At 60.2% G+C, this 20,335-nt stretch carries 25 protein-coding genes and 4 tRNA genes; 13 read left to right on the plus strand and 16 right to left on the minus strand.

Translation table 11 applies throughout. The features are described from left to right. Positions 1-27: 27 nt before the first annotated feature. On the plus strand, positions 28-792 hold the full coding sequence (locus tag PQU96_RS04590) for a HesA/MoeB/ThiF family protein (protein ID WP_272771067.1): 765 nt from the start codon (positions 28-30) through the stop codon (positions 790-792). Between the two features lie 63 nt (positions 793-855). Here PQU96_RS04590 and PQU96_RS04595 read toward each other — a convergent pair whose 3' ends face one another. The 5 genes from PQU96_RS04595 to PQU96_RS04615 form a co-directional block, all read right to left on the minus strand. Then, positions 856-1,347, minus strand: coding sequence for a TlpA family protein disulfide reductase (locus PQU96_RS04595; protein WP_272771068.1), 492 nt, complete (start codon positions 1,345-1,347; stop codon positions 856-858). Positions 1,348-1,381: 34 nt separating this feature from the next. After that, entirely contained in the window at positions 1,382-1,792 is a 411-nt protein-coding gene (locus tag PQU96_RS04600) for an acyl-CoA thioesterase (RefSeq protein ID WP_373316265.1), read from the minus strand. Positions 1,793-1,881: 89 nt separating this feature from the next. Beyond that, positions 1,882-2,244, minus strand: coding sequence for a VacJ (locus PQU96_RS04605; RefSeq protein WP_272771070.1), 363 nt, complete (start codon positions 2,242-2,244; stop codon positions 1,882-1,884). 13 nt (positions 2,245-2,257) lie between these two features. Next, entirely contained in the window at positions 2,258-3,097 is an 840-nt protein-coding gene (locus PQU96_RS04610; RefSeq protein ID WP_272771071.1) for an energy transducer TonB, read from the minus strand. Positions 3,098-3,147: 50 nt separating this feature from the next. Next, positions 3,148-3,612 (minus strand): Dps family protein, encoded by a 465-nt coding sequence (locus PQU96_RS04615; RefSeq protein ID WP_272765399.1) that lies wholly within the window; start codon positions 3,610-3,612, stop codon positions 3,148-3,150. A gap of 76 nt (positions 3,613-3,688) precedes the next feature. Between PQU96_RS04615 and PQU96_RS04620 the strand changes: the two genes are divergently transcribed. Further along, entirely contained in the window at positions 3,689-3,991 is a 303-nt protein-coding gene (locus tag PQU96_RS04620) for a DUF167 domain-containing protein (protein WP_272771072.1), read from the plus strand. Here PQU96_RS04620 and PQU96_RS04625 read toward each other — a convergent pair. After that, positions 3,977-4,417, minus strand: a complete 441-nt coding sequence (locus tag PQU96_RS04625) for an FxsA family protein (protein ID WP_272771073.1) — start codon at positions 4,415-4,417, stop codon at positions 3,977-3,979. The two genes, PQU96_RS04620 and PQU96_RS04625, sit on opposite strands and share 15 nt — an antisense overlap. Positions 4,418-4,432: 15 nt before the next feature. On the opposite strand from PQU96_RS04625, the gene cutA reads away from it, so the two are divergent. From cutA to PQU96_RS04645, 4 genes are all read left to right on the plus strand, one after another. Continuing rightward, positions 4,433-4,756: a divalent-cation tolerance protein CutA gene (gene cutA / locus PQU96_RS04630; protein WP_047966605.1), complete on the plus strand. Its 324-nt coding sequence runs from the start codon at positions 4,433-4,435 to the stop codon at positions 4,754-4,756. A gap of 122 nt (positions 4,757-4,878) precedes the next feature. Continuing rightward, a tRNA-Lys gene (locus tag PQU96_RS04635) sits at positions 4,879-4,954 on the plus strand. Positions 4,955-4,967: 13 nt separating this feature from the next. Further along, positions 4,968-5,043: transfer RNA gene (locus tag PQU96_RS04640), tRNA-Lys, on the plus strand. Positions 5,044-5,058: 15 nt separating this feature from the next. Beyond that, positions 5,059-5,134 (plus strand) — tRNA-Lys (locus tag PQU96_RS04645). A 124-nt stretch (positions 5,135-5,258) separates the two neighbouring features. Here the strand turns inward: PQU96_RS04645 and PQU96_RS04650 are convergent. From PQU96_RS04650 to wrbA, 4 genes are all read right to left on the minus strand, one after another. Further along, positions 5,259-6,320: an HD-GYP domain-containing protein gene (locus PQU96_RS04650; RefSeq protein ID WP_272771074.1), complete on the minus strand. Its 1,062-nt coding sequence runs from the start codon at positions 6,318-6,320 to the stop codon at positions 5,259-5,261. Positions 6,321-6,482: 162 nt separating this feature from the next. After that, positions 6,483-8,378: a sensor domain-containing diguanylate cyclase gene (locus PQU96_RS04655; protein WP_272771075.1), complete on the minus strand. Its 1,896-nt coding sequence runs from the start codon at positions 8,376-8,378 to the stop codon at positions 6,483-6,485. A 215-nt stretch (positions 8,379-8,593) separates the two neighbouring features. Continuing rightward, positions 8,594-9,565: a TerC family protein gene (locus tag PQU96_RS04660; RefSeq protein WP_272771076.1), complete on the minus strand. Its 972-nt coding sequence runs from the start codon at positions 9,563-9,565 to the stop codon at positions 8,594-8,596. Positions 9,566-9,816: 251 nt separating this feature from the next. Beyond that, positions 9,817-10,410: an NAD(P)H:quinone oxidoreductase gene (gene wrbA / locus PQU96_RS04665; RefSeq protein WP_272771077.1), complete on the minus strand. Its 594-nt coding sequence runs from the start codon at positions 10,408-10,410 to the stop codon at positions 9,817-9,819. Positions 10,411-10,454: 44 nt separating this feature from the next. On the opposite strand from wrbA, the gene PQU96_RS04670 reads away from it, so the two are divergent. After that, a complete protein-coding gene (locus PQU96_RS04670) occupies positions 10,455-11,681 on the plus strand; it encodes a YihY family inner membrane protein (RefSeq protein WP_272771078.1) in 1,227 nt (408 codons plus the stop codon). Here PQU96_RS04670 and PQU96_RS04675 read toward each other — a convergent pair. From PQU96_RS04675 to PQU96_RS04690, 4 genes are all read right to left on the minus strand, one after another. Continuing rightward, a complete protein-coding gene (locus PQU96_RS04675) occupies positions 11,612-12,472 on the minus strand; it encodes a DUF3025 domain-containing protein (protein ID WP_272771079.1) in 861 nt (286 codons plus the stop codon). The two genes, PQU96_RS04670 and PQU96_RS04675, sit on opposite strands and share 70 nt — an antisense overlap. 6 nt (positions 12,473-12,478) lie before the next feature. Continuing rightward, positions 12,479-12,604 (minus strand): hypothetical protein, encoded by a 126-nt coding sequence (locus tag PQU96_RS04680; protein ID WP_272771080.1) that lies wholly within the window; start codon positions 12,602-12,604, stop codon positions 12,479-12,481. Positions 12,605-13,068: 464 nt separating this feature from the next. Then, a complete protein-coding gene (locus tag PQU96_RS04685; protein ID WP_272771081.1) occupies positions 13,069-13,941 on the minus strand; it encodes a hypothetical protein in 873 nt (290 codons plus the stop codon). A gap of 3 nt (positions 13,942-13,944) precedes the next feature. After that, positions 13,945-15,267 (minus strand): DNA methyltransferase, encoded by a 1,323-nt coding sequence (locus PQU96_RS04690; protein WP_272771082.1) that lies wholly within the window; start codon positions 15,265-15,267, stop codon positions 13,945-13,947. 332 nt (positions 15,268-15,599) lie between these two features. On the opposite strand from PQU96_RS04690, the gene PQU96_RS04695 reads away from it, so the two are divergent. Further along, a tRNA-Arg gene (locus PQU96_RS04695) sits at positions 15,600-15,674 on the plus strand. 243 nt (positions 15,675-15,917) lie between these two features. Here the strand turns inward: PQU96_RS04695 and ispB are convergent. After that, positions 15,918-16,889, minus strand: coding sequence for an octaprenyl diphosphate synthase (ispB, locus tag PQU96_RS04700; protein WP_272771083.1), 972 nt, complete (start codon positions 16,887-16,889; stop codon positions 15,918-15,920). 183 nt (positions 16,890-17,072) lie between these two features. Here ispB and rplU point away from each other — a divergent pair, with 183 nt between their 5' ends. The 4 genes from rplU (at position 17,073) to PQU96_RS04720 (ending at position 19,557) form a co-directional block, all read left to right on the plus strand. Further along, entirely contained in the window at positions 17,073-17,384 is a 312-nt protein-coding gene (rplU, locus tag PQU96_RS04705) for a 50S ribosomal protein L21 (protein ID WP_272771084.1), read from the plus strand. A 13-nt stretch (positions 17,385-17,397) separates the two neighbouring features. Next, complete coding sequence (gene rpmA, locus PQU96_RS04710) at positions 17,398-17,673, plus strand: 50S ribosomal protein L27 (protein ID WP_047966597.1); 276 nt, start codon at positions 17,398-17,400, stop codon at positions 17,671-17,673. Between the two features lie 161 nt (positions 17,674-17,834). Beyond that, positions 17,835-19,049 (plus strand): GTPase ObgE, encoded by a 1,215-nt coding sequence (obgE, locus tag PQU96_RS04715; protein WP_272771085.1) that lies wholly within the window; start codon positions 17,835-17,837, stop codon positions 19,047-19,049. Further along, on the plus strand, positions 19,000-19,557 hold the full coding sequence (locus PQU96_RS04720; protein ID WP_272771086.1) for a hypothetical protein: 558 nt from the start codon (positions 19,000-19,002) through the stop codon (positions 19,555-19,557). Before obgE ends, PQU96_RS04720 begins: the two co-directional genes overlap by 50 nt. Before the next feature lie 41 nt (positions 19,558-19,598). On the opposite strand, the gene PQU96_RS04725 is transcribed toward PQU96_RS04720, so the two are convergent. After that, positions 19,599-19,733 (minus strand): hypothetical protein, encoded by a 135-nt coding sequence (locus PQU96_RS04725; RefSeq protein WP_272771087.1) that lies wholly within the window; start codon positions 19,731-19,733, stop codon positions 19,599-19,601. Between the two features lie 205 nt (positions 19,734-19,938). Here PQU96_RS04725 and PQU96_RS04730 point away from each other — a divergent pair, with 205 nt between their 5' ends. Further along, positions 19,939-20,319 (plus strand): hypothetical protein, encoded by a 381-nt coding sequence (locus tag PQU96_RS04730; RefSeq protein ID WP_272771088.1) that lies wholly within the window; start codon positions 19,939-19,941, stop codon positions 20,317-20,319. Positions 20,320-20,335 lie beyond the last annotated feature (16 nt).

The raw sequence follows: 20,335 nt of genomic DNA on the forward strand, positions 1-20,335 counted from the left end.
GGCCGCGTTTGCGGCCATTTTTGCATCATGACGCAAGAACTGAACGACGCAGCCCTGCTGCGCTACAGCCGGCACATCCTGCTGCCGGAAATCGACATCGAGGGCCAGCAACGCCTGCTGGCCGCACGGGTGCTGGTGGTCGGCGCCGGTGGTCTCGGCGCGCCGGCGCTGCTGTACCTGGCCAGCGCCGGTGTTGGCCAGCTGACGCTGGTCGACGACGACACCGTGGAGCTGACCAACCTGCAGCGGCAGATCATCCACGACATGGGCACGCTGGGGCAGCGCAAGGTGGAATCGGCGGCGGCAAGGTTGGCCGTCATCAATCCGGACGTGCAGTTGCGGCTGCTGGCCGAGCGCCTGGCCGGTGAGCGGCTGGTGACGGAAGTGGCGGCACACGACCTGGTGCTGGACTGCTCCGACAACTTCGCCACCCGCCACGCAATCAACCGCGCCTGCGTGGCGGCCGGGGTGCCGCTGGTGTCCGGCGCCGCGGTGCGCTTTAGCGGGCAGCTGGCGGTGTACGACACCCGCGACGACGCATCGCCGTGCTATCACTGCCTGTTCCCGGACGAGGGCGAGGCCAGCGACGGGCCGTGCGCCACCTTCGGCGTGCTGGCGCCGCTGGTCGGCGTGATCGGCAGCCTGCAGGCGGTGGAGGCGATCAAGCTGCTGGCCGGGCGCCGTCCGGCGCTGGGACAGCTGACGCTGTACGACGCGCTGGACGGCAGCTTCCGTCAGCTGAAGGTGCCGCGCGATCCGGATTGCCCGGTGTGCGGCCAACGTTGCCACTGACGGCAGCATGAAAAAAGCCGTTGCCATCCTTCGATGGCAACGGCTTTTTTGCGGCCTGTGTGATCAGGCCTTCAGGTTCTGCTCGATCAGCTGGTGCAGTTCGGCAAAGTCCGGCTCGCCGACATAGCGCTTGATGATGTTGCCCTGCTTGTCGATCAGCACCGAGGTCGGGGTCAGCTGTACCTCGCCGAAGGCCTTGGCGATGCTGCCGCTGCTGTCCAGCGTCACGAAGAAGGGCAGCGCGGTGTCCTTGACGTAGGTCTGCACGTAATTGGGCGGATCATAGCTCATCGCCACGGCCACGGTTTCGTATCCCTGCGGGGCGTACTTCTCATGGGTGGTGCGTAGTTTCGGCATCTCGGCCATGCAGCCGCTGCAGCTGGTGGCCCAGAAATTGACCAGCACCACCTTGCCCTTCAGGCTGTCGGTGCTGGCGGTCTGGCCCGACAGGTTGGTGTAGTGGACTTGCGGCGCCTGCGGCTTGTTGAACAGCGCGAGGTAGGCGACAACGGCGAGTACGGCGATGCCGGCCAGTGCCAGTATCCATTTTTTCATGACTGAGTCTGTCCTGTTGCGAAGACGGTAAGGATCAGGCTTGGTGTTGCAGCCCGGTCAGAAGTTCCCGCAGTTTACCCTCGATCGCCACCGCCTTGTTCTGCTTGCCGTCAAATGCGACGAAGGTGACGTCGGCCTCGGCCACCACCGTGTCGCTACCGGCCAGCTTCACGCACTGGTGGATGACCGCGCTGCGGTTGCCGACCGACTTGACCGCGGTCTCGATCGCCAGCTGGTCGTTCATGGTCGCCGGGTAGCGGTAGTCGATGTTGATATTGACCACGATCAGCGCGATGCCGGAGCTGAGGAAGGCGGGCAGGTCGGCGCGCTCCTCGAAGAAGGTCCAGCGCGCTTCCTCCAGGAATTCCAGATAGCGCGCATTGTTGACGTGGCCGTACAGGTCGAGGTGGTAGCCGCGAACCTTGATGCCGGTGCTGTGAGTCATGATTTCCCCTTCGTGTGGAAAAGCCGTTGCCGGCAAGGTGGCGTCAGTTTGTTGTTGCCGTGCCGGCGCTGAGCCGCCGGCACCGGGGTTTACTGACTACCGAGATCGAACGGCTGGAACGCCTCGCGTTCCAGCGGGCTGCTGACCAGATCGGTCAGCACCGGGTGGATGTCGATGTCGAACCAGTCCATGAACAGCGCCGCGCTGAGCGCCGGCGGCCACAGCGTGTCGTCCTCGCACCAGTCGGCCAGCTCGGCGCTGAATAGCGCGTGGTAGTGCTCGGCGAGGAAATCGGCGGGGTCGACGTCGTCGACGTGCGGGATCAGCAGCGCGTTGCCGTTGCGGCGCAGTTCGTCCAGTGCCACGGTCGGCGCGCCGGGCAGGCTGCCCAGCCAGTCGGCGAACGGTTGGCGTGGTTTCAGAATGACGACACTGCGGTTGACTTCAAACATGGTGGATCCTGTATCAATTGGCGGAGAGCTGGTTGGCGGTGGTGAAGCTCCATTTGCGCACCACCTCCAGACTGCGGAATTCTGCGGCCAACGTTGGCGGGAATGGGGCGTAGGGGGCGGCCATGCGCACGATGTCCTGCGCGGCCTGATCCAGCACCGGCTGGCCGGAGCTGCGCAGCAGGCGCACTTCCTGCAGCGCGCCGTCGGCGCGGATCACCACCGCCAGCTCCAGGCTGCCGTAAAGGTTCTGCGCCCGCGCTTCTGCCGGGTAGTTGCGTTTGCCGATGCGTTCGATCTTCAGGCGCCAGTCTTCGACGTAGCGCGCCCAGCTGACCCCGGTGGCGTTGACGCCGAATATCGCCCTGGCCTTGTCCTGCGCCTCGCCGCCGGCGGCATTGGCGCTGCTGCCCAGCTGCCGCGCCTGGCTCAGCCAGTCCTGCGCGCTGCGCGGCGCAGGCTCTGGGCTTGGCGGTGGTGTGGTGTAGCCGGACTGGGCACGGCTGAGCACGGGGGCGGACTCGGCCTTGGGGGCGGCCGGCGCCGGCGTGGCCCTGGTGCTGGCGGCGGCCGTGGCAGCGGCGAGCGTTGCCGGAGCAGGTTTGACTGCCGGGGCGGCGCTGCCGGCCTCGCTGTCGTGCTGTGCCAGCTGCGTGGCCAGTGGCGGTGGGGCGCTGGCCGGCGGGGTCGCCAGCAGCGTGACTTGCAGCGCCGCCGGCTGCCAGGACGGAATGCGGGGCAGGCCGTGCCGGCCGAGGGCGAGCAGCAGCAGGAGATGCAGCGCCAGCGACACCAGGATCGCGGCATGAAACAGCGATTTGTCCGGTGGCGCTGGCGTAGGTGTGAAACGTGTCATGGTGAGCGTGCGGTTACACTTTGCGGCAGTGTATCACGCGCGTCGCGGCCTCAGCTTTCCAGCAGGCTGCGCAGCATCCAGGCTGTCTTTTCATGCACTTGCAGGCGCTGGGTCAGCAGGTCTGCGGTCGGCTCGTCGCTGGCAGGCTCGGCGACCGGGAACAGCGAACGTGCGGTGCGGCAGACCGTCTCGTGCGCCTGCACCAGCTCGCGGATCATGTCCTGTGCCTTGGGCACGCCCTGGCTTTCGGCGATCGAGGTCAGGCGCGCGTAGTCGCCGTAGCTGCCGGGGGCGATGTGGCCAAGAGCACGGATGCGCTCGGCGATCTGGTCGACGGCCAGCGCCAGCTCGTTGTACTGCTGTTCGAACATCAGATGCAGGGTCTGGAACATCGGGCCGGTGACGTTCCAGTGGAAGTAGTGGGTCTTCAGATACAGGGTGTAGGTGTCGGCCAGCAGTTTCGACAGACCTTCGGCAATACGGGTACGATCCTGTTCGCTGATTCCAATATCCATGGTGATCTCCTGTTTTTATGGGTGTCGTTGCAGTATACGTCCGATTTACAATGGCCTTTTTGAGGTGGGGCAGGCCATGAACCCCTGGTTAACTTCGCAGCCGGACGGTATCCGGCTGACCCTGCACCTGCAGCCCGGCGCACGCAAGACGGCGTTGGCCGGCGAACACGGCGACGCGCTGAAGATCAGGTTGGCCGCACCGCCGGTGGAGGGCAAGGCCAATGCCGCGCTGCTGTTGTGGCTGGCGCAGGCACTGGCGGTGTCCAAGTCGTCGGTGACGCTGCTCAGCGGCGAGCGCAACCGTCACAAGATCGTCGCCATCCGCGGCATCGATGCCGCCACGGCGCTGGCGCGCCTGCAGTCCTTAATGCAGTCGTGAATTGGGGTCGACGGTCTTGTCCACGCGCTGGTACTCGCCTTCGATGATGTCGCCGCCGGCGCTGCCGTCCGCGGTGGGCGGTGGCGACGGCGGTGCCATGTTTGCCAGTGTCGGGCCGCGCCACGGCAACATCAGCAGCAGGGCCAGCACGTCGCTGATCAGGCCGGGAATGGCGAACAGCAGGCCGGCCAGCATGACACGCAGCGGCCACAGCAGGGCGAGCAGCGACACCTGGCCCTGCTTGAGCACCGAGCCGATGGTCAGCAGGCTGGCCAGCTTGCTGTTGCGCATCATCGACACGCCGAGCAGCAGGGTGAACAGCAGCCAGGCGATGGTCCAGCCGCCGCCGATGGCGTCGGCCAGCGTGATCAGCGAGAAGATCTCGGCAAACGGGTATAGCAACAATACGATCAGAAACGCACGCATAAAACAGGTATCCAGATGGAAGTGATCATGGTGCTGTGCAATGTGCCGGATGCGGCACTGGCACAACAAATAGCGGAGACGCTGGTCGGCGAGCAACTCGCCGCCTGCGTCAATATCATGGCGCCGTGCCGTTCAGTGTATCGCTGGCAGGGCAAGCTGGAAAACGCCAGCGAGGTGCCGTTGCAGATCAAGACCACCGCGGCGGCCTATCCGGCGCTGCAGGCGCGCTTGCTGCAGCTGCATCCCTACGAGGTGCCGGAGATCGTCGCGCTGCCGCTGGCGGCCGGGCTGCCGGCCTATTTGACATGGGTGGCTGCGGAAGTTCTTTCAAGCCCTTGACGCAAAAATTGTTTTTGCGCGTCTTTTGCTACGGAATATTGGCGGACAGCAAAAATTTCAAATTATTGATCAAGAAGATCTTGACGCAAAAAACCGGCTTCGGTATAGTTTCGGTCTCTCGGGGGTCGTTAGCTCAGTTGGTAGAGCAGCGGACTTTTAATCCGTTTGTCGCAGGTTCGAATCCCGCACGACCCACCACCGAGACCCTGATGGGTCGTTAGCTCAGTTGGTAGAGCAGCGGACTTTTAATCCGTTTGTCGCAGGTTCGAATCCCGCACGACCCACCATCAGGACCCTCACGGGGGTCGTTAGCTCAGTTGGTAGAGCAGCGGACTTTTAATCCGTTTGTCGCAGGTTCGAATCCCGCACGACCCACCACAGATACAGACAAAAAGCCCGGTCATCAGACCGGGCTTTTTGTTTTTCCACCGTACGCTTGCCGGCAAGCGTATTCCTGCTGTCTCCCTCTTTGCCTGGCTGCTGTCACGGGCTGCGTCATCGATCAGGCCGGCTGGCTGTCGACCTGGCACTGCCACAGTCTGGCCAGCGCCGGCAGGTGGCGTGCCTCGACCGTCATTTGCGCCGGGCTGGCGATGCGGCTGGCCGTCGGCACCATATTGGCGTCGCGGCCGAAGCGGACTGTCAGTGGCGTGGTGATGTCGTCGCCGTGCTGCACCACGATGGCGGTGTCGCCCTGTTCCAGCTTGACGAAGCTGCCTGGCGGATACAGGCCGATCTCCTTGATCAGGCAATCGGTCAGCCTGGCGTCGGCCAGGGTGTCGCGTTGCTTGAACAGCTGCACCATCGCGCTCTTGGGCAGTTGCGGGCGGCGATAGTGGCGCGGGTGCAGCCGGGCCATGGCGACATCGGCGACATGCAGCAGGTGGGCGCCGGGGCTGATCTTGTTGCGGGGCAGCCCGAACGGGTAGCCCTTGCCATTCCACTGTTCATGGTGTTCCAGAATCGCCAGATGCCAGATCTCGTCAGCGATGCCGGCTTCGCGCAGCATGGCGGAGCTGGCCAGCGGGTGCAGGCGCAGCTGTTTTGTCTGCAACGTGGACAGCGCCTCGGCCTGGTGGCTGAGTTGCTGTTGCAGGCTGACCATCGCGATATTCATCGTCAGCGCGGCGCAGACCAGCGATTCGCCTTCAGCTTCCGTCAGCTCCAGCCGCTGCGCCAGCCGCGCCACCAGCAGCGCGACATGGACGGAATGGGCGTGGGCATAGTGGGGATAGGGTAGCAGCAGGCCGGCAGCCAGCGTCGCCGCCGGGGCATGGTCGGCCAGCCGGCGCAGGCTGCCGGCCAGCGCGCGCAGCTGTTGCTCGCTGTCGTCGTGGTCGAGCAGGCGCTCGGTCAGCCACTGTAGCCGGGCGTAGGCCCACGGCAGCGCCAGGAACGGATCCTCTTCGTGCCGGGCCGGGCAGGCGGGGGCCGGGTCGTGGTAATGGCTGCGGGCGATTTCTTGCAGGGCTTGCTTTTCGGCCGGCGTCAGCCAGAACTCCAAGTCGCTGCTCTGGGACAGGCGATTGCGAACGTAGAGTGAATCGGGCAGATAGTGCAGCATGACAACGGCTCCGGGGATGTGCTGGATCCGGCGCGGGTCCCGTACCTGCGGTGGCCGGCGGATGCTGGCTGCATCGGTGCTCGGGCCGGATCGTGTGGTGTCTGCGATTATGCCAGAAGCGCAAGTGGCGGCCAGCGGACATGGCGGCTTTCGCCGCCGCGCTCAGGGTGTGCCGTCGCCGTAAAAGGCAAAGCCGTTCTTGCCGGCATGCTTGGCCTGGTACATCGCCTGGTCGGCGGCGTTGAGCAGGGTGTTGGCGCTGCTGTCGTGGCGGCCGTCGTAGAGGGCGATGCCGATGCTGCTGGACAGGCTGACCGCCACGCCGGCGATGCTGTCGATGGCGGCGATCTGCTGCAGCAGCTTGCCGGCCACCAGTGCGCAGTCTTGCTGCGGCTGCACCAGGTTTTCCAGGATGACGGTGAACTCGTCGCCGGCCAGGCGGGCGGCGCTATCGGTTTCGCGCACCGCGCCGCGCAGTTCGCGGGCGAAGCGCTGCAGCGCCATGTCGCCGAAGTCGTGGCCGTGGTGGTCGTTCAGCGCCTTGAAGCCGTCGAGGTCGAGAAACAGCAGCGCCATGCTCTTGCCGCTGCGCCGGCTGCGTGCCATCGCCTCGCGCAGGTGCTGCATCAGTGCGCGGCGGTTGGGCAGCCCGGTCAGCGAGTCGTGGTAGGCCTCGAACTGCAGCTGGTCCTGCAGCTGCTTGCGCTCGGTGATGTCCACGCCCAGCACGTAGAAGCCCTGCTGCTGCCGCTGCGGGTTGTAGTGCGGGATCAGGGTGACATGCACCCAGATCTTGCCGTGCAGGCTGGGCATTTGCACCTCGTATTCGCTCTGTTCGCCGCGCAGCACCTTGTCGAAGTGCGGTTTTGCCACCGCGTACACCGCATCGTCGAGCACGTCGGCGACCTTGCTGCCGGTGATGGCCTCCGCCTTCCAGCCGAACCATTTTTCGTAGCCGAGGTTGACGAAGCGGTAGCGCAGTCCGGTATCGATATAGGCGATGATGGCCGGCACATTGTCGGTGATCATCCTGATGCGGGCGCGGCTGTCGAGGATTTCGGCCTCGTCGGCCTTGCGCTGCGAGATGTCGTGCAGGAAGGCATTGATCAGGGTCCGCCCCTGGCTGTGGATCGCGCTCAGCGTCAGCTCGATCGGGAAGGGGCTGCCGTCCTTGCGACAGGCGCTGACCTCGACGCGCTGTCCCATCATGCGCGGCTCGCCGGTGCGCACGAAGCGGCCGAGGCCGGCGTGGTGGGCGGCGCGCAGTGGCGGCGGGATGATCAGCTCGGCCAGGTTGTGGCCGATGGCCTCCTGGCGCGACCAGCCGAAGGTGGTCTCCGCGGCGTGGTTCCAGCTGACGACCTGGCCTTGCTCGTCGATCTCGATGAAGGCGTCGGTGGTGTTTTCCAGCGTGGCGTGAAAATGCTCCTTCTCGGCCAGCAGCGCGCTTTCGTAGGCGGTGCGCTGCACGATTTCCTGCTGCAGCTGCGTCAGCGCGGTTTCCAGCTCCAGCGTGCGCTGCTGCACGCGCTGCTCCAGTTCGGCTTGCAGTTGTTGCAGCGCCTGCGCGGCCTCCAGTCCCCAGAAATACTGTTCGACCATGTGCGCCAGGTCCTGCAGCGTTTGCCGTTCGCTGTCGCTGAGCTGTCTTGTCTTGCTGTCGATCAGGCACAGGGTGCCCAGCGCGTAGCCGTCGCTGGAGAAGATCGGCTGTCCGGCGTAGAACACGATGTGTGGCGCCGCCTGTACCAGCGGGTTGTCGGCAAAGCGCGGATCGAGGCGTGCATCGCTCACCAGCAGCGCTTGTTGCTGCAGGATGGCGTGGCCACAGAAGGAGATGTCGCGCGATGTCTCGCTCGCGTCCAGTCCGGCGCGCGACTTGAACCACTGCCGCTGCGCGTCGACCAGCGAGACCAGCGCGGTATCGACCCCGAAGACGCGTTGCGCCAGCCGGGTGATGCGGTCCAGCTCGGCGGCGGGGGGCGTGTCCAGCACGCACAGGCGCTGCAGGGCAGCCAGGCGGTCGGACTCGTTTGCGGGCAGTTGGGGCGTGTGCATAGTCGGATCTGGTGGCGATCGGTAGATTTCGGGATGCTTCCATCCTTTTTAGGCTGTCGGCATCATTTTTGCCGACAAGACCGTTCTGGCCAGACAAAATCATACGTCAGGGCCGGGCCGGCGTAAGGCCATTTTGCCAATTAAGCGCGCGGCGCGACGGAAAAAAACTGCGGCCAACCCTGATCGTCGCAAGGTTGGCCGCAGCGGACGCGGAATCAGACCGATTTTTTCGGGAACAGCAGCGAGGCGATCACCGAGCCTGCAATCACCACGAACACCACGCCCAGCGACACCGCCACCGGGATGTGCAGGAACTTCAGCATCAGCAGCTTCACGCCGATGAACGACAGCACGATCGCCAGACCGTAGCGCAGCAGGTGGAAACGGTCCGCCACGTCCGCCAGCAGGAAGAACATCGCGCGCAGGCCGAGGATGGCGAAGATGTTGGAGGTCAGCACGATGAACGGGTCCATGGTCACCGCGAAGATGGCCGGGATGCTGTCCACCGCGAACACCACGTCCGACAGCTCCACCATCACCAGCACCAGGAACATCGGCGTGGCGTAGCGCAGGCCGTTCTTCATCACGAAGAAGGCTTCGCCGTGGTAGTCCGTCGTCATGCGAATGTGCTGGCGCAGGAAGCGCAGCAGCGCGTTATTGGACAGGTCTTCCTTTTCCTCCTTTTCCGGCAGCATCATTTTCAGGCCGGTAAACAGCAGGAAGGCGCCGAATACGTACAGGATCCAGCTGAATTCCTTCACCAGCGCCGCACCCAGGAACACCATCACCGTGCGCAGCACGATGGCGCCGAACACGCCGTACAGCAGCACGCGGCGCTGGTACTCCACCGGCACCTTGAAGAAGCCGAAGATCAGCAGGAACACGAAGATGTTGTCGACGGCTAGCGATTTTTCGATCACGTAGCCGGTGAAGTACTCCAGCGTTTTCTGGTTGGCGATGGCGGGACCGTAGGCCGGATCATTGGCCAGATACCACCACAGCCAGCCACCGAAGCTGCAGGCGACGCCGACCCAGATCGCCGACCAGATGCCGGCTTCCTTGATCGACACCTTGTGGGAGCCGCTCTGCTTCAGCGCCAGCATGTCGACGGCGATCATGAGCAGCACGGCCACGAAAAAGACTGCGTAAAAGAAAGGCGATCCGATCGAGGGGAGGGCCTGTTCCATGGTGTTGATGACTCCTTGTGTGTAGAAAATGTCAGGCACGCGTTAGCCCCGCGCGTCATGCGGCGGACGGGGGTGCGGCCATTTGTTGTGGATGCGGACGGCGGGCTTGCCCAGCCGTTTCGCGTCGGTTTGACCGCGCGGGCGAGGGCGCGGTTCCGTCGCGAACGCGGCTTGGCGGGAAATGCGGGGCGGAGAAAGGAACGGCTGGCGCAGGGTTGGCCGCAACGCTTGCGGCCAACCTTGATCCGCGATCAGGCGGCCAGCTTGCGCGCGGCCTCGGCCAGGCGGCGGCCCTGGGCGATGGCGAGCTGCTTCTCGTCCTCGCTCAGCGCCACGCTGTTGTCGTGGCCGGCGACATGGCTGGCGCCGTAGGGCGTGCCGCCGGTGCGGGTGTGGCTCAGCGCCTGCTCGGTGAACGGCAGGCCGAGCAGCAGCATGCCGTGGTGCAGCAGCGGGATCATCATCGACAGCAGCGTCGACTCCTGGCCGCCGTGCTGGGTGCTGCTGCTGGTGAACACGCAGGCCGGCTTGCCGGCGAGCGTGCCCTGCATCCACTCCGGCGCGGTGCCGTCGAGGAAGTACTTTATCGCCGCCGCCATGTTGCCGAAGCGGGTCGGGCTGCCCAGCGCCAGGCCGGCGCAGTCCTGCAGGTCCTGTTTCTCGACATAGGGCGCGCCGCTGTCCGGCACTGCCGGCGAGGTGGCCTCGCACACGGTGGAGACCTTGGGCACGGTGCGCAGGCGCGCGCGGCAGCCGTCCACGCTGTCGATGCCGCGGGCGATCATGCGGGCCAGCTCGCGGGTGGCGCCGTGCTGGCTGTAGTACAAGACCAGAATGTCGTGCATGAGGATTCCTATGGGTTAACATTGGCGGATTGCTGGATTCTAGCGTGTTTGATCGGATGATCGTGTCGTTTGCCTCTCTCCCCCTTCTCGGTTTTGCCCGTTTCGTCGCCGCGCGGCTGGCGCAGCAGCGCGTGCTGCAGGTGGCCGGCAGCCTGACCTTCACCACCTTGCTGGCGCTGGTGCCGCTGCTGACCATCGCGCTGACGGTGATGTCGGCGTTCCCGGTGTTCGGCGACTACAGCACCCGCTTCAAGGTGATGCTGCTGTCGACGCTGGTGCCGGAATTCGCCGGCAAGGTGATTACCGTCTACATGCGCCAGTTCGCCGACAACGCCGAAAAGCTCACCGCCGCCGGTATCGTGATGCTGGGCGTCACCTCGCTGATGCTGATGGCCACGGTGGAGCGCACCTTCAACAGCATCTGGGGCGTGCGCCGCGCGCGGCCGTGGCTGCAGCAGAGCATGGTGTACTGGACGGTACTGACGCTGGGGCCGCTGGCGCTGGGCGGCGGCCTGCTCGGCTGGCGCGTGCTGTTCAAGTACACCCACATCGAGCGCTACTCCACGCTGCTGGACGAGGCGCTACAGTTCGGCGGTGGTCTGTTGCTGACCACGCTGATGCTGGCGCTGCTGTTCCGCATCGTCCCCAACCGCTATGTGCCGCGCCGCCACGCGCTGCTCGGCGCGCTGTGTACCGCGCTGATGCTGGAAGTCACCAAGCTGATCTTCGGCTTCTACATTGGCGAGATCGCCAGCTACCAGCTGGTGTACGGCGCCTTCGCCAGCCTGCCGGTGCTGCTGTTGTGGTTGTTCTGCCTGTGGCTGGTGGTGCTGACCGGCGCGGTGCTGACCGCGTCGCTGTCGTACTGGGAGGGGCGCGCCTGGCAGCGGCGCAACGAGTCACGGCGCCGTTTCCTCGACGCGGTGGAGCTGCTGGTGTTGCTGGACGAGGCGCAGGGCGAAGGCCGCGCGCTGCGGCCGGAGGCGCTGCGGCAGCAGGTACTGGTCGGCTACGACGAGCTGGGCCACGTGCTGGACCGTCTCGCCGCCGCCGGCTACGTGCAGTGCGGCCAGCGCGAGACCTGGGTGCTGACCCGGCGCGCGGAGGCGATCGCACTGGCCGACCTGTTCCGCCTGTTCGTGTACCGGCCGGAATTGCGCGAGTGCGACGACGACATCGCCGCCGGACTGGCCGAGGTGTTTCAGCCGATGATGGGCGAGCTGGAAGCGATCTCGGTGGCCGATTTCGCGCGCCGCGTCGGGCGGAAGTAGGCCGTGTTGTCGTAGAACGCCGCGTCGCGGTTGGCGTCCCACCAGCCGGGGATACCCAGCAGCGGCAGCGGCAGCAGTTCGCGCGGGCTGGCGGCAAAGTCGTCGTCGCCTGTCAGCCGTGCCGCCAGCATCCGGTCCAGAATGTCCACCTGTTCCGCGCCATCCAGCCGGAAAAATCCTTCTTCCACCGGCAGTAGCAGCGCCTTGCCGCACCAGCCGATGTGCATCGCCAGCCCCTGTTCCAGCAGCGCGTGGCCGATGACATGGGCACCGATGCGGGTACCCCACGCCGCGCGCTGCTCGACAAACAGCGTCCGCCACTGCATGTCGTGCAGCGCCAGCGCCAGCGCCGGGTCGCAGTAGGGCACGACAACGCCACTCTCGTCCAGCAGCGTGCCGGCGTCGCGGCGCGGGCCGCGGCGGAATTCGTCGCCGTTGATGGCCGCCACCTGCCTTGCATTCATCGCCAGCTTGCTGCGCGGCCAGCTCAGCCAGCACAGCGCGTTGAACCAGTCGTGCCAGTTGTCGCCGCGCGTCGGCACCTCGCCGGTGCTGCCGATGTGCATCTCGTAGTACAGCTCGGGGTCGGCGTCGCGCAGGAAGCGCTGCCGCGGCGGCAAGGGTTGGCCGCAGGCGCGCGCGTGTTCGATCAGGCGGTCGAAGTCGGCCTGTTGCGGCCAACCCTGGCTCGCGGCGGCGTCGCGCCAGCGCGCGATGGCGGCGTACAGCGGGTGTTCGGGCCAGGGGCCGAACACGGTCGGCAGGTGGGCAAGGGTGGTGCGGGCCTGCATGCCGGTTTACTGCGGCTGGCTGGCGTTGTGGCCGGCGTCGCTTGGCGCCTGCGGGCGGGTGAAGTGGTTGATGGCGGTGGCCAGCACGATGCCGAGGATGATCAGCAGGCCAAGGCGTTGCAGCAGGTTCATGGGAAAGCTTCCGTAATAAGCAAAACGCTACCGGTGGCGGTAGCGTTGGTGGTGAGATGGTATCCCCGACAGGAATCGAACCTGTAACTGCCATTTAAGGAGGGAATAATAATTCTAAATATTTATTTTGCCATATACTCTTACGGCGATCAAGTACATTTTACTATCGTAAATGTTCCAAATTTTTTTCAAATTCAGGCTTGATGACTCGAAAGAAGTACGGTGGACGGTATGTAATATTCCAATCTGTTTTTCTAGGGTATAAAAAATACCCTTGCTTCATCAGCAAAAGCAATCAAATTTTAATCAGCATTGACAATTCAAAAATCAAATATGATTAATTTTGTAGATGGCATTATGTTTCTGTGATAATTTAAAATAAAGTCAATGGGTGTCCTGTTAAAAACCGGGTGGTGCCGAATATAACGAAAAGAAAATGGCTAGTCGTGTGACTAGCCGTTTTCTTATGCAGTAGCTACATAGTTCAAGAATACAAAAACTTCATCTTTGCTGGAGAATTGTGCATCGATTCTATTTCCGTTATTGTACCGAACAATTATCTCGAACTTTCTGAAAGTGCCGTCACTGATCATGTCAGTGTTGTAGTTTTTGACAAAGTCCAGAGCCTCTTCAATATATTGAAATTGATTTTCTCCACCGTGAAGCGGGATTAATATGATTCTATCAATCTGTCGATCTAGGGTGTTTTTCAAGTCGTTGAGAAAACCAGTCAACAGGTTTGAATTTTGCTGAATAAGATTGCTCTTTAGGCTTGCTCGTTGATTTGCATTTAGGGCTTCTATTTGATTGATTGCCCCTTGAAAATGTAAGTCAGGTGTGGATTCGTCAAATTCAGTATTAATGCCCACTGATGCAAAAGCGGCAACCACGGTTTCATAGGGAAAGTACATCACCTTAAAACCTGATGACTGCATTTGTGTTAATGATCCAGCCGTGAATTCGCCAGCCAAAACAGTTCCTAAAAATGGCTGATCCCAATAGTGTTTCTCCGCAATTGGCAGGATGGCTCCTTGGATTTCTTGAGCCTTGTTTCGTGAATGTTTGGTATATCGCCTCCAAGCAGCTTCAATGAAAGCTAGTGGCCGACCTTTTTGTTGAGGTGTGCCCCCCTTTTCAATCACAAAATCAAGATCGTGATTGTTGCCAAACTTGTCTTTCCAAGTAACTTTCTTACCTGGTCTTGCTGCACCTCTTGTGCCTTTTTTGTCAAGGTACAACCCTCGTGCATTACAAAAATTCTGAAGTTGTGGAGCCATAATTTCTTCAAGCAAATCCCCAATAATTTGCCCGAACTTGTGTGCTGGTGAGTCTGCCATTTTTTACCCCTCTATCCAAAGGCGCCCCTCATGCAGAGGGACATCATGTTTTCTATTTTTCCATTTGACATTTCGATCGCGGATTTTTTCAAAGGTGTAGCTTTTGAATCCAGCATGAATTGCCAACTTCCCGAGCCATTCTTCAGCGGGGACATAAACACCATATGGTGCGGAGTCCCCAACGACAAAGCATAATCTTGATCCGTCCTTACACAATGGACGGAGCCGATGAAAAATCTGAGCAATATCTAAGAAGTAGGCGGCAATCATTGTGTGATATGTTTTTTTGCCACCTTTCGTTTTTCTTACTTCAGCAAGTTCATTGCACACCTCTGATATTTCATCTGAAATTGGTTTTAACAATTCCGACTCAAGGAACTTATTTAGATCAATGCGATCGGCAGCGGAGTGCTGTGAGCACGATCTAATAATATGCTTTCTTACTTTTTCATGAAGGTCACTCCAGCCTTTAATGTCCCCCCAGAAAGTCATTTCTAGGCGAGTGGCATCGGCATAGTCATAGTTATTTGGGTATGGTGGCGAAGTGACCACAAGGTCAATTGATTTTTCTGGAATTTCAGAGGCTAGTCTGGCATCTAGTTGAATTATTTTGGCTAGTGGCGAATACTCTTTCTTCGCATACTCAATATCTTGAACGATCTGATCTGCTTTGGCTGAAAGGGCATTAAACGGGTCTAAAACTTTTGCTTTTGTTTTGTTGGGGAGAATATATTGCCACTGGGCCGTGCCTGCATGACTGCATGCTCTTAGTATTGCAGTAATGGTCAGCCAGACAAGTTTATTGGTAGGGGTGTCCTTGTTTCTCTTGAGAAACTCACTTTTCAATGCAAATAGCTTGTTTAGCGAGTCGTCTGAATAACATTTCGCAAGAAGCTCAGATGTATTTGGCGGAAATTCTGATTGTCCTTCTTTTGATTTTTCAATGAGGAAATTAATTTCCTCAATATATTTCTTGGGGTCAATTTTGTGCCAAAGTAATTTGGCACTTGCAATTCTAGCCACAAAGGGGTGGCTTTCTAGCCCGTAGGATTCAACCCCGGCATGTTCCGCTGCAAGCAAGGTTGTGCCTGAGCCGGCAAAAGGATCTAACACGGTCAGCTTAGATCCGGTTTTTTCTTGCTCGATGATCGTTTTTGCCCATTCGGCAGAAAATCCGGCTGAATACCTAAACCACCTGTGAATGGGTAGTTTCATGTTGTCGGTGAATGTTCCTGACCTAGCTTCCTTGGCCACCTTCGTGGCTTTTGTAGATATCTTTTTGGCTACTGGTTTGACTTCGCCAAAGAGGTCGATTTCGTGTTCCATTAACATCTCACATTCAAATATTTCTTCCTGAGGAAGAAGTTATTTTTTGGGCAGAAACTTCTTCTGGAAGCTCTCCATCAATTCTTTCTTATAGGCATAGTTCTTCAAGTTCTCTACCAATGAGAGCATAGCTTAGGAAAGCGGCCTTCCTTCCTGAGCTTTTATTACTGTTTGGAAGGAATGCCTATCTCTTCAGCGAGTTGCTCCGGAAACATTAGCAACTTGCCTTTGGTTCTTTCGTTCAAATAATCAATAAGTTGCTGATCCACCATCTGTATATCACTTCTTGTCTAAGGCCTAGCACAAATGCTATAGTAGTAGGCTGGTCGTGTGTCCCTGTAGTTCAATGGATAGAACAGGTTCCTCCTAAGAATCAGATCCAGGTTCGATTCCTGGTGGGGACGCCACTGACTGACACGACAAACAAAAACAGGTAGCCATGTGCTACCTGTTGTCGTTTTCAGCCCACTGCTTACCCTTCTTCTTGATTCAAATTTGTTCCAAGACAGGCTTGGATTAGGGGTGATTTAAAGGGATTTGCAACGAATTGTTATTTTAAAAATCAATAGCTTAGCTTGTTTCTTGCTCCCTCCCGAATCGCTTGGGAGGGGGCTGTTATATCCATTTAACTACGGAGACGTAAAACGGGGTCAGGCGTCGCGGCGTACCGACAGTCGCGCCAGCTCCGCCAGCGCGGTCTTGTAGTCGCTGTCCGGCAGCGGGGCCAGCACCGCGATGGCGCGTTCGGCGGCTTTTTCCGCCTCGCCGCGCGCGTAGTCCAGCGCGCCGCAGGATTGTACCGCAGCCATCACGTCGCCGAAACGCTCGCGGCTGGCGGCTTCCAGCGCCTCGCGCACGGTGGTGGCGGCCTGTTCGCTGCCCTGGCGCATGGTGTAGATCAGCGGCAGGGTGACCTTGCCCTCGGCCAGGTCGTCGCCGACGCTCTTGCCGATGGTGCCGGCGTCGCCGCTGTAGTCCAGCACGTCGTCGATGATCTGGAACGCGGTGCCCAGGTGCATGCCGTAGTCGGCCAGCGCCTGTTCCTGCTCGGCGCTGGCGCCGGCCATGATGGCGCCGACGCGGGTGGCGGCCTCGAACAGCTTGGCGGTCTTGTACTGGATCACCAGCAGATACTGTTCTTCGGTCAGGCTGGTGTCGCCGATGTTCAGCAGCTGCAGCACCTCGCCCTCGGCGATGATGTTGGTGGCGCCGGCCATCACTTCCAGGATGCGCATATTGTTGCTGGCGACCATCATCTGGAAGGCGCGGGTGTACAGGAAGTCACCGACCAGCACGCTGGCGGCATTGCCGAACATGGCGTTGGCGGTCTGGCGGCCGCGGCGCATGTCGGATTCGTCGACCACGTCGTCGTGCAGCAGGGTAGCGGTGTGGATGAACTCCACCATCGCCGCCAGCTCGTGCAGGTACGGCTCGCCGTAACCCATGGCACGGCCGGCCATCAGCGTCAGCACCGGGCGCAGACGCTTGCCACCGGCAGAAATGATGTATTCCGCTACCTGGCGGATCAGGACGACGTCGGAATGCAGGCGCGTGCGGATGACCTGGTCGACAGCTTGCATATCGTCGGCGGTCAGCGTGCGAAACAGCGGAGTGGAGGACATTGCTACCGGTTCAAATGGTCGGGAAAACCGCGCGATATTAGCAGACAAGGCCGCTGTGTTGCCACGGCAAACACGTTTGCCACGCAGTGTCGACAAAAATATTGACATCTATCAGGCACTTGCGTATATTTTCGCGTTCTTCGCGCACACTGCGCGCAAGAAAGAATATTAGGAGCTATACGAATGTATGCGGTCGTAAAAACTGGCGGTAAACAGTACAAAGTTTCCGTTGGCGAAAAACTTAAAGTAGAACAGATACCTGCAGACGTCGACAGCCAGATCGTACTTGAAGAAGTGCTGATGATTGCTGACGGTGAGCAAGTTTCCGTAGGCGCGCCTCTGGTAGCGGGCGCAACTGTCAAGGCAACCGTGGTTGCTCATGGTCGTGGCGACAAGATCCGCATCTTCAAGATGCGTCGTCGTAAGCACTACCAGAAGCATCAGGGTCATCGTCAGAACTACACCGAAATCCGCATCGACGCGATTTCCAAGTAAGGGATAAATAGACATGGCACACAAAAAAGCAGGCGGTAGTTCCCGCAACGGTCGTGATTCCGAAGCCAAACGTCTGGGCACCAAAGCCTACGGCGGCGAGCTGATCCCGGCTGGTTCCATCATCATCCGTCAGCGTGGCACCCGTTTCCACGCTGGTGAAAACGTTGGCATGGGCAAGGATCACACCCTGTTCGCCAAGGTTGACGGCTACGTGAACTTCGCGGTTAAAGGCGCTGCCCAGCGCAAGACCGTTAGCGTTGTTCCGTACACTGGTGTTGACGCAGAGTAATTCTGTAGCCACCGGAAAAAGCCCTATCGCACGATAGGGCTTTTTTGTTTGTTTGATATCGCATTGGCCACACGAGGTGTGAGGCGCAAGGGGCTGCGGCCAACCTTGGGCGGACGGCGGACGTTTGCGCCTGACTCCTCGCAAGCATTTAGGAGAGTTTCATGAAATTTATCGACGAAGCCCGCATTGAAGTGCGCTCCGGCAAGGGCGGCAACGGTTGCTGCAGCTTCCGCCGTGAAAAATTCGTACCGCGCGGCGGCCCGGACGGCGGCGACGGCGGCCGTGGCGGCGACGTGATCGCGGTGGCGGATGAAAACATCAACACCCTGGTCGAATACCGCTTCGTGAAGAAGTACCTCGCCGTCAACGGCGAGAACGGCCGCGGCGCCGACTGCTACGGCAAGGGCGGCGACGACATCCGCCTGCGCCTGCCGGTCGGCACCCAGATCTTCGACGAGCACACCGGCCAGCAGATCGCCGACCTGACCTTCCACGGCCAGGAACTGGTGCTGGCCAAGGGCGGCAAGGGCGGCCTGGGCAACATCCACTTCAAGAGCTCGCTCAACCGCGCGCCGCGCCAGTTCACCCGCGGCGAAGAAGGCGAGATCTACAATCTGCGCCTGGAGCTGAAGGTACTGGCCGACGTCGGCCTCTTGGGCATGCCCAACGCCGGCAAGTCCACCTTCATCCGCGCGGTGTCCGCCGCCAAGCCGAAAGTGGCCGACTATCCGTTCACCACCCTGCACCCGAACCTGGGCGTGGTGCGCATGGATGACACCTCCAGCTTCGTCATCGCCGACATCCCCGGCCTGATCGAAGGCGCGGCGGAAGGCGCCGGCCTCGGCCACCGCTTCCTCAAGCACCTGTCGCGAACCGGCATTCTGCTGCACCTGGTCGACATCGCGCCGTTCGATCCGGACGTCGATCCGGTACGCGAGGCGCGCGCCATCGTCGAAGAGCTGCGCAAGTACGACGAAGCGCTGTACAACAAGCCGCGCTGGCTGGTGCTGAACAAGGTCGACATGTTGCCGGAAGAAGAGCGCGAGCTGACTATCTCTGCCTTCCTCGAAGCCTACGGCTGGCCGAAGGCACAGGCCGACGACCGCTTCGGTTTCGACATGAACGCGCCGCGCCACTTCGTGATCTCCGGCCTGACCGGCGAAGGCACCCGCGAGCTGGTATTCGCGATCAAGGAATACCTCGACGTGCTGCGCGCCGCCGAGAAGAAGGCACGCCTGGAAGCGGAAGAAGCCGAACGCGCCGCCAAGCTGGCCCGCGCTGCCGCGGCCGGTGCCGCACCGGTGGCGGTGATCCAGACGCTGGCGGATGAAGCGCCGGCTGCGGATGCTGACGCGGGCGCGGATAGCGCAGAGTAAGGTGTTTGCGGCCAGGGTTGGCCGCAGCAGAAAAACCCCGGCATGGCTGATAAGTCATGCCGGGGTTTGTTATTATGCGCATGGCAAAATAACGATAAAGGTGTCAACTGTGCTGGTTGAGTGTCCTGAGTGTGGAAAAGACAATAATCTTGATTCGAATTTCAAAATCAAATGTGGGTACTGCAAGCATCAGTTAGATGACAAGGCGTTCAAATCAAGACCGTTCAAGATAGGCTATGGTGGTGCGACGGTTGTGGCGAGTATCGCCGTTGGTGCTGCCATTGGCTTTGGTGGTGGAGAGTGGAATCAGAAAATCAGTATGCAAGATTACAAGGCACTGGAAACCTGTGTGCTTGCTGCTGGGCATAGCAATACCTATTTTTATGATCAACAAGTCGAGCGGTGTGTTTGTGCTTTTAATAACACCAAGCGACAACTTCCAGCCGAGCCGCAGGCAGATGAGTTTGTCAGTACTTTTAGGCGATCGCTGGTGCAGTGCCGCTCATAAGGAAAAAGGATGGCGGTGGCGCCATCCTCCAACGGGACTATTTATTTATCGTCATTTTCTGCAAGGCGGTCTTTCCAATCTTCTGGCCGCCCCTCTTCACCGCGGCTTTGATGGTAGGCGTCGTGTTCCGGATTGAGTTGATTGGCGCGGTTGTCCAAGTCTTTTTGCGAGCTCATGTGACGGTCCTTATTTGGTTTTTGGAGGGTTGTTATCACGCCCTGTGCCCGACGGAACGTCCTGTTTTTTGCTTGGCCAATTTTTCTGTGGCTGAGGTTGTGAGGGTGGGGTATGCGGCTTGGTGTTGGTGTTCATTGTTCAGGCTCCTAAGTCTGGTTGGCTGGATGACGTCATCCAGTAGTACCCAATTTACAGAGGTGTCTTGTGACAGTACGTGACAAAACAGCATGTGACGAAAATTGGCAGCGATTGATTGATCGCATGTCCGAGAGTGGTGGGGTAACTGAGTTTCTGAAGCAAATTGAAGATGCCGAAGATTTTGAAATACTGCTGCGCCAAAAGTACGGCGAGCGGGATGTTGATGCCCAACAAAAGTTGAATGACGTTCTACGCAAGAATAAACAACGATTTCAGGATGGCGAGCGGTTCCGAAATGCCACTTGTACACTGGCGGTGAAATTGCTTGATATTGATGCTGCCATGTCTCGTCAAGACCGTTACAAAGCGGATCCATTTCTGAGGCAAATGGCGGAGATATCACGAGAAATTGCTAAGCAAATTAAACATGGTAAGTCGGGCTTGTAGGCTGGCGCAGAGTTTG

Source organism: Vogesella margarita, from assembly GCF_028548475.1.
Taxonomy (GTDB): Bacteria; Pseudomonadota; Gammaproteobacteria; order Burkholderiales; family Chromobacteriaceae; genus Vogesella; species Vogesella margarita.